The following is a 10140-nucleotide window of genomic DNA, read 5'->3' on the forward strand; positions in this document are numbered from 1 at the left end:
CCCGAAGGAGGCGATCGCGCGCGCCAGATGTGTCGTCGCGGAGGCCGAGATTGCGCTCGCCTCCCGCGACCTCGGCTTTCCCGCCAAGGCGCTCGACGCCGCGCGCGCGACGCTCGAGGCGCACAGCGATTTCGTCAACGCCGCGCATGCGCGCTATCTCGAGATCCGCCGCCTGCTCCTGATCGGACGCCTCGACGAGGCCGAGCGCAGGCTTGCAGACCTTGATCCCGCGCCCTTCCCACCGGCCTCGAGGGCCGCGCATGAATTGGTCGTTGCCGGCATCGCGATGCGCCGCCTCCGCACCAAGCCGGCCCGCGCCGCACTCGCACGAGCCGAGGCCGCGGCGCGGCAGGCACGTATCCCTGCGCTGACAGCGGAGGTCGAAAGCGCAGCCCTTCTGCTTGGCACACCCGCGGCGCGCCTCGTTGCACGCGGCAAGGAGCGCCCGCTCCTGCTCGATGAGGTCGAGGCGTTGCTCGTATCGAAGTCTCTGGTCGTGGATGCCTGCCGCTATGTCGTGCGCGAGAGGGACGTGACGGTCTCACTCGCAACGCGTCCGGTTCTGTTCGCGCTCGCCCGCGCGCTGGCCGAAGCCTGGCCGAACGACGTGACCAGGGAGACGCTGGTCGCGCGGGCATTCCGCGGCAAGCATGCCGATGAATCGCATCGCGCCCGGCTACGGGTCGAGATCGGGCGGCTCCGCAGCATGCTTCGCACGCTCGCCGACGTCAGCGCGACTAAGCAAGGGTTCGCACTCGTGCCGCACCTCGCCTGCGACATCGTCGTGCTGGCGCGTCCGGTCGAAGAGGACCATGCGGAGGTGCTCGCCTTTCTCGCCGACGGGGAATCGTGGTCGAGCTCGGCGCTGGCGCTGGCGCTCGGGGCCAGCCAGCGCACCATTCAGCGGGCGCTCGACGCGCTCGCGGCCAAGGACAAGGTGCAGTCGTTTGGCCGCGGGCGCGCGCGCCGCTGGATGACCCCGCCTTTGCCGGGTTTCGCGACGACCTTGTTACTCACCGCGCCGCTGCCGAATGGCTAGGGTGCCTCCACTTTCGAACAGCGAGGAGGAAGCATGATCACGTCAGCAGCCGAAATCATCCGCGAATATGGCCCATTCCCGGGCGTCGACAGCGTCCATGGGCTTACCTACGACGGCAAGCTCGTCTGGTTTGCGTCCGGCGACCGGATCAACGCCATGGATCCGGCGAGCGGGGACACGGTACACTCCATCGACGTCCCCGCGCATGCCGGAACGGCGTTTGACGGCCAGCATTTGTTTCAGATCGCTGAGGACCGCATCCAGAAGATCGATCCGAAAAGCGGCCGCGTGCTCGCCACGATCCCCTCGCCCGGCGGCGGCGCAGATTCAGGGTTGGCCTGGGCCGAAGGCACGCTCTGGGTCGGGCAGTACCGGGAGCGGAAGATCCACCAGATCGATCCCAAAACCGGAGCAATCCTCCGCACCATCCAGTCCAACCGCTTCGTCACCGGCGTCACCTGGATCGACGGCGAGCTCTGGCACGGCACCTGGGAAGGCGACGAAGGCGATCTGACCAGAATTGATCCCAAGACCGGCGAGGCCCTGGAGCGCCTTGCGCTGCCGCCCGGCGTCAGCGTGTCGGGGCTCGAGTCCGACGGACGCGATCAGTTCTTCTGCGGCGGCGGCACCAGCGGCAAGGTCCGGGCGGTGCGCAAGCCCAAGCGAAGCGCGCGGTAGAGCGTTTTCGAGCGAAGCAGACACCGGTCAGGACGCGGCGCGGAACATCTGCGCCGCGTTTCGCGTTTTGAACCTTGAGCTGTCTGCGCCGACCTACGTCCGGGGAGGCAATGGATGGAGGCCATCATGACCGATTGGCACGATACCATGGTCGATCAGCCAGAGACCGACAGCGCGGGCTACGTCACGGGGTGGACCATCAGCGGTCTCGCCCTGCTCGGCACCATCGTCGCCGTTTGGGTGCTTGGCATCTAGGCCGCACCTGATAGCTCCGGCCTATAGGGTGTCCGGCGTCTTCAGCTCGTGCTGGATCTGCTCTTCCTTGAGTTGGCGTTCCGCTTCGTGCCAGAAGCGTTCTTCTTCATCTTCGGGGCTTCCCGCGGCTTCCCACAATCGATAGGCGCGCGCCCGGATTGCCTGATCGTCTATCTTCATTGCCCCAGCTCCTTCCGGACCGTGGCAGCGCTGTTGCCAACCTTGTCGACAGCCTTCTGTAGCTGCTCTCTCGTTACCCCGAGTTCTCTGGCCCAGTACTTGACCTCGAAGTCCTGGTGCATGTTGATCTTCGAACGGTCGCGTTGATCCCTCTTGGTCAGATTATCCATGGCGGTTCCTCTTTCTGCGGATAGAACGCCAGAGCACATTGCATGTTCCCGGTAGGCCGTGATGGCCTTGCTCGCCAGCATCAACGGACGCACTCGCTCCGCTCGATCGGAGCCTCGATTGCATCCGGGAGGATTGCTACGGACGCGGTTGGCCGGCACGAGCGGTCAACGAGCGAACGTATCGACCCCATAGGCTCGGACTGAAGCTGCGGTTTTCTAACCGGCGCCCGAGCCCGCAAGCATCTCCCAGCCGGGTTCCGGTGCGGCAAAAATAACGGGAAGTTTATTTAAGTTAAATCATTTAATGTTTTAATGTGCTATTTAATTAGCAAGTTTAATGCACAGTCAGAACCAAGGAGCAGTCAAATGAAGATCGGGTTCGGCATTGCCGCCGCGATTTTGGCCCTCGCTCTGACGACGGTCATCCCGCCCGTGCAAGCCTGCAACGGCGGGGGGAGTTGCGAGGACGCCCCCGGTCAGAATAAGCCAGATCACTACAGCGGAGCCCCCGGGCCGATTGCTGGCGCAGGCCTTCCGATCCTCGCCATTGGCTACGGTGTCTACTGGCTGATCAGGCGCCGCCGTAGGCAGGATTGATACTTTTCCTGTGGACGCACCAACAAGCGTTGGCTGGCATTCTCCGCCGCGTCGGCCGCCGGGCCCGCGCGGCTTGCCGCTTGTTGGAAATCTGCCTGTGCTCGGCAAGGACCCGCTTGGCTTCTTTGCTGAACTCGCGGATCGGTACGGCGACCTCGTCTCGCTCAATCTTGCCGGATGGCCGGCACTTTTTGTCAACGATTTGCCTGCGATCGAGAAGGTCCTCGTCGAGGACCATCGAAACTACATCAAGCACAAGTTCTTCTGGCGCCATGTGACGGCGGTGTTCGGGAAAGGCCTGCTCACCAGTGAAGGCGAGCTTTGGCACCGCCAGCGTCGCCTGGCTGCGCCTGCCTTCGCCGGCCAGCAACTGCTTGCTTACGACGACGCGATGGTGGCCCTTACTCGCCAGTTGCTTGATGGCTGGAAAGATGGCGAGGTCATCGACATCCATCCCGAGATGATGGGATTGACGCTGCGGATCGCAGCCAAGACGCTCTTCGATTCCGAGGTGGAGCGAGACATTCACGACATGGACCATGCGGTGAACGATCTCATCGTGGAGGTCGCGTCGCGCTACAAGCGCCCGATCCTTATTCCGGACGCGATTCCATTGCCCGGCCACCTCAGATACCAGCGGGCGATCCGGACGATTGAAAGAGTTGTTTCGTCCATGATCGCCGAGCGGCGCGCGAGCGGCCTGGAACATCGAAATGATTTTCTGTCGCGTCTGATGGCAGCGCGCGACGACGCAGGAAAGCCTGTGTGCGACTCGTTGCTTCGAGACGAGGCGATCACGCTCCTTCTCGCAGGGCACGAGACCACGGCTCTGGCCCTTTCCTGGACATGGTTCCTGCTCGGCCAGCATTCGGACGCCGAAGCGCGCATGGCCGCGGAGATCGCCGAAGTGGTTGGCGATCGCCCGGTAACAGCCGAGGATGTTCAGCGCCTGAAATTCACGGAAAGCGTCGTGATGGAGGCGATGCGGCTTTACCCGCCCGCGTGGGCCATCGGCCGGGAATCCGTGCAACCGTTCGACCTTGGCGGCTACTCTTTCAGAGCGGGCACAACCATCTTCATCCTCCCATGGGTCCTGCATCGCGACCCGCATTATTTCGACGAGCCGGAGACTTTCCGTCCCGAGCGCTGGATGGGCGACCTCGAGCGCAAGTTACCCCGCTTCGCCTATATGCCGTTCGGCGGCGGGCCGCGCGTCTGCATCGGCCAGCGTTTCGCCATGATGGAAGCCGTTCTGGCGCTGACGACGATGGCGCAACGTTTCTCGATGGAATGGCTGCCAGATCGCAAGGTGACGCCGTTTCCGTCGATCACGCTGCGCCCTCATGGGGGCGTGTGGCTCAAGATCAAGGAGCGCCGGAAGATGAATGGTCGGAGCGGTGGGATTTGAAACCGCCAGCCCTGGTCGCCCAGCCAGGGTGCTTTCTTTGCCCATTGTGTGAACCATTTCACATTTGGCGTAGCATGGTACTGCTAAGATGCCGGTACTGGGATTTCAGGGCACCAGTTGAGACAAACGCCGCCGGGACGCTGTATTTCGAGCCCGGCGGCGCAATTTTGTGGACCACCGAACGTCGAGGCCGAGCTGAACCTGCGACAGCTTCATATCGATGGTTAGGCAGCGACGGCATTCCCACAGCTTCACAATTGACTTCTTCTGCACATTGGAGGCTCGATGAGCGACGATAAAGTCACCCGTCTGCGGGCCCATAACAACAACATCAGCCGATATCGGCGGCTGCTTGGGACCAATCTTTCGGACCTTGAGCGCGGGTTTATCGAAAGGCGCTTGAACGAGGAAAGGTTGGCTGTGCAAAGCTTGACCAATTCTCCAGTTTCGACTTGTCGCTTGGACTGGAGCGGCCCGCCAGCGTGAACCGACGGTTGTCGGGCGCCTCCGCACGTTGTTACACTCGTAACTCTCAGATCATGGCTCTGCCGCCCAGCGCAGGGTAAACCGTTGGCACATACCGAAGGGTGATCTGATGAAGAAAGACGACGTGACCTGCCCAAAATGTGGGGCAGGCTTCCGCAGGATCGAGCTGTCATCCGAGAAGGGCGAGCCAGGCGAATATCGCTGCCCCGCTTGCGGTACATCGCTGGAGACTTTCAATGGCGACAGCTCGGTCGCTTACCGTTTGACGATCCAGCCGTCCATCAGAGCCTTCAAGGATTAGAGCGTTTTCGAGCGAAGTGGATGCCGGTTCGCGTGAAGAAAACGCGTCAAAACTAAAATCTAGCGCCCCTCGGGGCAGGAACGAAAAACCCGGCAGGTGCGGCTGCCGGGTCATTCGCAAATATGATCAGGTAATACGATGCGGCAATTAAATGCCGAAGCGTGTAACAAGGGAATGAAATTCGAGTCAGTAGGAATGCGGAGACCCCGCTGGTGCACACAGGCGTGCACCGGTGCGAACACCAGCGACCCGAGCGCCGTCTTGAAGGAAGCCCGCCATTTGCGACGGGCTCAAGGCTAGGGAGGCGCGTTTGAGGACGCCACTTCAGTCTACAGCGATTCGCGCTTGTATCGTGTGTTGCAGTTTACACACCCTGCGATGAGGCCAAGGCGCTACAGAGGCCGAACGACGTGCTGACGACGGTCATGCGCGGCGCCGATAAGGAAGACAAGATCGCTGCATGAAAACCTGCCACCGACGGCCCCGGGAAAGCCGCACCGCAAGCTCTCGAGATTGCCTACTCGATCGAGCCGTCACACAAACGCGCCTTACGCGAATTTAAGCCACAGAAGGCCGCGCCCGAGGCGCGAGCGTCCTATATCCATGATCAGAGGAACGCTCAGAGGGTGTCCTAGCCCGATGAGTGAAAGGAAAAGATCGTGTTGATTCTTGAAGGAGTCGCGTTCGCTGTGGGTGTGCTGATGGTTGCCGTGGCAGCGTACTTGACGGCCATCGAACACATCAGAAAGGCGAAGCGGCCACAGTAAGGTTCGTTTCAGGCGCCCTCGTAGAGACCTTGCCGCACTGAACCGGTCGCTTTTTGTTTTTGCCAAGTGAAGAACGAGGCACCTGCGTGCAAGCTTCTCAAAATTCTGCAGTGGCTTGGCACAATTTGCACTCACATCCCGGCAGCGGTTGTGCTTCGTTTGACGTGCGATCTCTCGCTGATCATCTCAGCCCCCTAGCCCAATGGTCGGTTGAGAGGGAGCGACGCCCCGGCGCGATCCCCACGATCCGCCGGGGCACACACTTCCGCCGGCCACATCAGGATGCAGGCTGAAAAGACGCGGATGAGGTTGCGAAGTCGCTCTTCGCACTCCTCCTCTCTTAGCTGCGTCTCGATCAAACCGGCAGCAGTTTCAAGCCTCGATAATCAGCCTACCTGCTTTAGCCAGTGACGATGCGAGTCCATCCGCCTAGATAGGCCAGAGTTGTTGTCGCTTGCGAAGCCTGAACCAAGATCAAGTCGATGAAGACAAACCTTCATCGAGATTGCATCGAGGTTCGCTCCTCAAATGTCGCTCGATACATGCCTCTTGGACATTTTAAATCACGATGGAGGTAGCCCATGTCGATTGTGCAATTTACTCGTTTCAAAACCGACAAGGCCGACGAAATGGCCCAGATTGCCAAGCGGGCGAAGAAGATTTTTGAAAAACACGGTGCCGAATTTCTTCGGCTGTCCCGTTTCCACACTGGCGTGTGGGCAGGAGAATGGCTGGTTACGACGCGCTACTCCAGTTGGGAAGCTTACGGCAAAGTGCAGGAGGCCGTGGCAAAGGACCCGGAATTCACGCAGTTGCAGGCCGAGGGAATGAAGATTGCCGAACTACAGGGCCGTAACATCGCTGTCGGCATCGATCTCTAGTCGAGATGCAGCGCAGCGAACGACGTTAAGCGCGGAGGCCGCCGGAGATATGCCGGCGGCCTCTTCAATTTCGATGGATTGCGCTCATAGTTGCGTTACTCTGCGCTCGGCTCCTTCGCTGCCGCCTCTCCAGCGATCGGGCGTCCCACCCGTCGCCTTTAAGCCTCGCGTGGCGGGAACAATCATGAGCAGGTGCTCGTTATTTGCCGCTGTGGCAAGGAGGCCGAGGCATGAGGATAAAGACCGTCGCTCTCGGAACGGCCCTGGTGCTGTGTAATCTGGGGACGTTCAGTGTTGCAGCCTATGCGCAGGACGCCAGAGTCGTTCGTGAACCACGGGCAAGGGCAATCGTCAGGGTACCCATCGTCAGGGAAACTCCTTACTGGGATTATTATATTGTTCCACGATATCGTTATCGCCCTGAGGACGACCGGGTCGATCCATACGGCCCGCCCGTAGCGCCGGTGATACGCTATGGGAATCAAGAGGTATATATTCCGCGGTGGTACTGAATAAGCGCGTCACTTGAGCCGGCTTAGCAGTCGTTTCGTGTGAGTTCGGATCGCAAATCAGCCATCTCATATAGCGGCCGGATTTCGATCTCGCTCGGTCCCGGCATGGGGTTGGGGCAGCGCTTTACCCAGGCGACCGCCTCGTCCATATCTTTGACTTCCCAGAGCCAGAAGCCGGCGACGAGCTCGCGGGTCTCGGCGAAAGGCCCGTCGATAACCGTACGGCCGGGGCCATCGAACGCAATACGCTTGCCCTGCGAGGAGGGCTTGAGGCCATCGGCGGCGAGCAAGATGCCGGCCTTACGCAGTTCATCATTGAATCTGCCCATCGCCTCGAGCATCTCAGTCGTCTCGGGCGTGGAGAAAAAGCCCTTCTCGCTGTCGTCGGTCGCCTTCACCAACACCATCACACGCATCGTCTGTCTCCTCATTTGAGCCGGCCTCATCGGCTTGGCATCGAAACGACGAACGGGGTTCTCGGAAATCGACGTCGTCCTGCAAATTTTTCCGACAGCGCGAATGACCGCTTCCAGGTCAAATATCGCGATGGTGCGATGGTCCGGATCAAGGCTCTCGGAGACGATGGGCGGGGCAGCTATTGCATGCGGAATCAGCCAAAGGGCGCGACCACCGCTCCCTTTTTGATTTTCAATCTCCGGGTCGAGACTACGGGCAAGTATCCCAGAACCCCTGTCTTTGCGTCCAGTCAGTGTAATACCAGCAAAGACCCGGTGCGGGCGGCGCGCCTGCCCACGCCGCGGCGCTGGCCGCTGCGATAAAGCCGAGCGCAGCACCTGCCGCGATTGCACCGCCGGGACGCCAGGAATAACGAGGCGGGCGAACCCAAGGTCGATGCACGCCAGGCGGACGGTGCGGCGGGCGATGCACGCCGGGTGGACGAGGCCGATGCACGGGACGATGAGCGCCAGGCGGGCGAGGACGATGTGTGCCCGGCGGACGATGGGCACCAGGCCGCGGTCCATGTCGGGCCTGTGCGCCAATATCGGTCGCAACTGCCGCGTTTGCCGGAGTTGGAAGCATCGCGAGATCCACCGGCCACGCCAATGCTATCGCGGCCAGGAAGCCTGCTCCTACGGGTCGACGAACCATCTGTCCTCCGAGCGTTGGATTGTTGGGTCAAACCCAATCCCAATCACCTTGATGACTTTTGGTTCCGCCTCTGGAACACGGGCGATCGACGGTTGTTGTTAGCTTAATTGACAAGCTGGTCGGTATGGCGCCTACCATCGGCCGACTTCCTTCCATGCAGGACGCTTCCCGATAAGTCCCAAGTCGGGCTGTAATCACCATGTGTTCATCGCACAGACGGACCTAGCGGACGGCCGAGAGAATAGTTCAAGGCGGCTGTTTGAATATTGGAGGAAGCGCATTGGCCAAGGGCCTGTTGATACCGCGCATAACCTCCAAAACTTTTTGCAACTCACTCAGTGGTTGTGCCTCCTAAACCGTGTCTCGACAGCGAATGGATTTGGAGGCCCGCGCAACCTATGACTAGCTGGTTCGAACTAATAAAGACCGTTCCCGGTCTCGCCAAGGCTGTCAGCGAACTCATTGGGGACATTAGCCGAGTTGGATCGTCAGCCGCTAAGCTGGCATCCGCAAGAATTGATGAACAGAGGCGAGCTATTGAAGATCGCACCAGCCAGGCCACTGCCGCCACACAGGAGCTAACGGAAGCGAAAACAGCCATCACGCGAGCCATCGCCAAAGCTGCCGTCGAACATATCGAGGCAAATTCTGCGCAGATTGGCGAACGAGCTTTAGTTTACGGTGTCGAGCGCCTCATTCGAGAGCAGAATAACCGCGAGGCGGTGGTGATTAAGGCAATCGAATACGTTAGCGAAAATCCGCCGTCCGATACTTCCACCGAATTGCCTAACGACGACTGGCTTAATTTGTTCGGGCGCTACGCGGAAAACGCAACTTCGAACCAAATGCGGGAGCATTGGGCACAGATTTTGGCAGGGGAAGTTCGAAAGCCCGGGTCGTTTTCATTTGCCACGCTGCATCTGGCCTCCATTTTGGATCAGCAATTAGCCAGAACCATCGAGATGGTTCGGCCATGGATCATCGAAAGTAAACACATTCCGTTGGTCGGACCATTCCGGCGAGGCGATCTGTTCGAAGCCCTTATCGTTCTTGCCAGCATCGGCTTTACTCATCTTGGCGACCAAGCAATCTATGTCGAGGATACGGACAAACCTGAAGAAGCCACTCGTTTCAGGACGGACAAAGCCACTATTGTCGTCCCAAGATATCCGGCGACGATCCGGTTAGCGGGAAAGGAGGTTGATTTGGCAGGAGAGCCCTCACTGCCATCCGCGACGGTAACTCGCAGTGGACTTGAATTACTCAGTATCCTACCCCCAGTAGATCAGGCGTCAGAACTTCCTGAAGCTATCGCTAACTACTTCATCGAACGGGGATGGGATCGCGTGACGGTGGAGAGCCCGACCACTTAAAGCCCTGTGATCCCGTTGCTATCGGGTTCTCGGGTCACCGGGTTGCTTTCCTGTCGGACGTTTTTGCTGGGCGCCCTTTTGTTCTCATCGCGCTGCCGTCGAAGCGCACGACGCCGCAGCGCTGAAGGGAGAACTAAAGGACTTTAAGCGGAAGATTTCGGAGGCTGGCCGGACGACCTACGCCGCTCGCGTCGGTAGCCACGACGACCTGGTGCTGTCGGTCGCTATCACGCTTTGGATGGCCACGCAGGGACCGACGTTCCATCGTCAGGAATTGCGGATTTAGAGCGTGATGAGATTAGGTTTGACCATATCCGGCGTTGCTGAAGTAGTTTGAGCACTCGGCGGGTGTGACGGTGTCGAGAATCGGACCAATGGCATCG

Annotated in this window: 11 protein-coding genes; 8 read left to right on the forward strand and 3 right to left on the reverse strand. The window is 60.0% G+C overall.

The window, feature by feature from the left end:
• The 3 genes from CWO89_RS34680 to CWO89_RS48960 all read left to right on the forward strand — a co-directional run.
• Positions 1-1039: winged helix-turn-helix domain-containing protein (locus tag CWO89_RS34680; RefSeq protein ID WP_130582942.1), on the forward strand; the 1039-nt coding region annotated here is incomplete at its 5' end.
• A gap of 33 nt (positions 1040-1072) precedes the next feature.
• Positions 1073-1717 (forward strand): Vgb family protein, encoded by a 645-nt coding sequence (locus tag CWO89_RS34685; RefSeq protein ID WP_130582943.1) that lies wholly within the window; start codon positions 1073-1075, stop codon positions 1715-1717.
• A gap of 126 nt (positions 1718-1843) precedes the next feature.
• Complete coding sequence (locus CWO89_RS48960) at positions 1844-1972, forward strand: hypothetical protein (RefSeq protein ID WP_282530158.1); 129 nt, start codon at positions 1844-1846, stop codon at positions 1970-1972.
• 21 nt (positions 1973-1993) lie between these two features.
• Here CWO89_RS48960 and CWO89_RS34690 read toward each other — a convergent pair whose 3' ends face one another.
• Positions 1994-2152, reverse strand: a complete 159-nt coding sequence (locus CWO89_RS34690; RefSeq protein WP_130582944.1) for a DUF2934 domain-containing protein — start codon at positions 2150-2152, stop codon at positions 1994-1996.
• Complete coding sequence (locus tag CWO89_RS34695; protein ID WP_130582945.1) at positions 2149-2322, reverse strand: DUF3606 domain-containing protein; 174 nt, start codon at positions 2320-2322, stop codon at positions 2149-2151. Before CWO89_RS34695 ends, CWO89_RS34690 begins: the two co-directional genes overlap by 4 nt.
• A gap of 366 nt (positions 2323-2688) precedes the next feature.
• On the opposite strand from CWO89_RS34695, the gene CWO89_RS34700 reads away from it, so the two are divergent.
• From CWO89_RS34700 to CWO89_RS34720, 4 genes are all read left to right on the forward strand, one after another.
• On the forward strand, positions 2689-2919 hold the full coding sequence (locus CWO89_RS34700) for a hypothetical protein (RefSeq protein ID WP_130582946.1): 231 nt from the start codon (positions 2689-2691) through the stop codon (positions 2917-2919).
• A 10-nt stretch (positions 2920-2929) separates the two neighbouring features.
• A complete protein-coding gene (locus CWO89_RS34705; RefSeq protein WP_283813566.1) occupies positions 2930-4327 on the forward strand; it encodes a cytochrome P450 in 1398 nt (465 codons plus the stop codon).
• A gap of 595 nt (positions 4328-4922) precedes the next feature.
• The gene (locus tag CWO89_RS34715; protein ID WP_130582949.1) at positions 4923-5114 is read left to right on the forward strand and encodes a hypothetical protein; all 192 of its coding nucleotides are present in this window, start codon (positions 4923-4925) and stop codon (positions 5112-5114) included.
• Positions 5115-6462: 1348 nt separating this feature from the next.
• Entirely contained in the window at positions 6463-6762 is a 300-nt protein-coding gene (locus CWO89_RS34720; protein ID WP_130582950.1) for a hypothetical protein, read from the forward strand.
• A 535-nt stretch (positions 6763-7297) separates the two neighbouring features.
• Here the strand turns inward: CWO89_RS34720 and CWO89_RS34730 are convergent.
• Positions 7298-7690 carry a YciI family protein gene (locus CWO89_RS34730; protein WP_130582952.1) on the reverse strand — a complete coding sequence of 131 codons (393 nt, stop codon included), beginning with the start codon at positions 7688-7690 and terminating at the stop codon, positions 7298-7300.
• A 1092-nt stretch (positions 7691-8782) separates the two neighbouring features.
• Between CWO89_RS34730 and CWO89_RS34740 the strand changes: the two genes are divergently transcribed.
• Complete coding sequence (locus tag CWO89_RS34740) at positions 8783-9757, forward strand: DUF2806 domain-containing protein (protein ID WP_130582953.1); 975 nt, start codon at positions 8783-8785, stop codon at positions 9755-9757.
• Positions 9758-10140: the final 383 nt, after the last annotated feature.

The organism is Bradyrhizobium sp. Leo170 (assembly GCF_004296405.1).
In the GTDB taxonomy this organism is placed as follows: Bacteria; Pseudomonadota; Alphaproteobacteria; order Rhizobiales; family Xanthobacteraceae; genus Bradyrhizobium.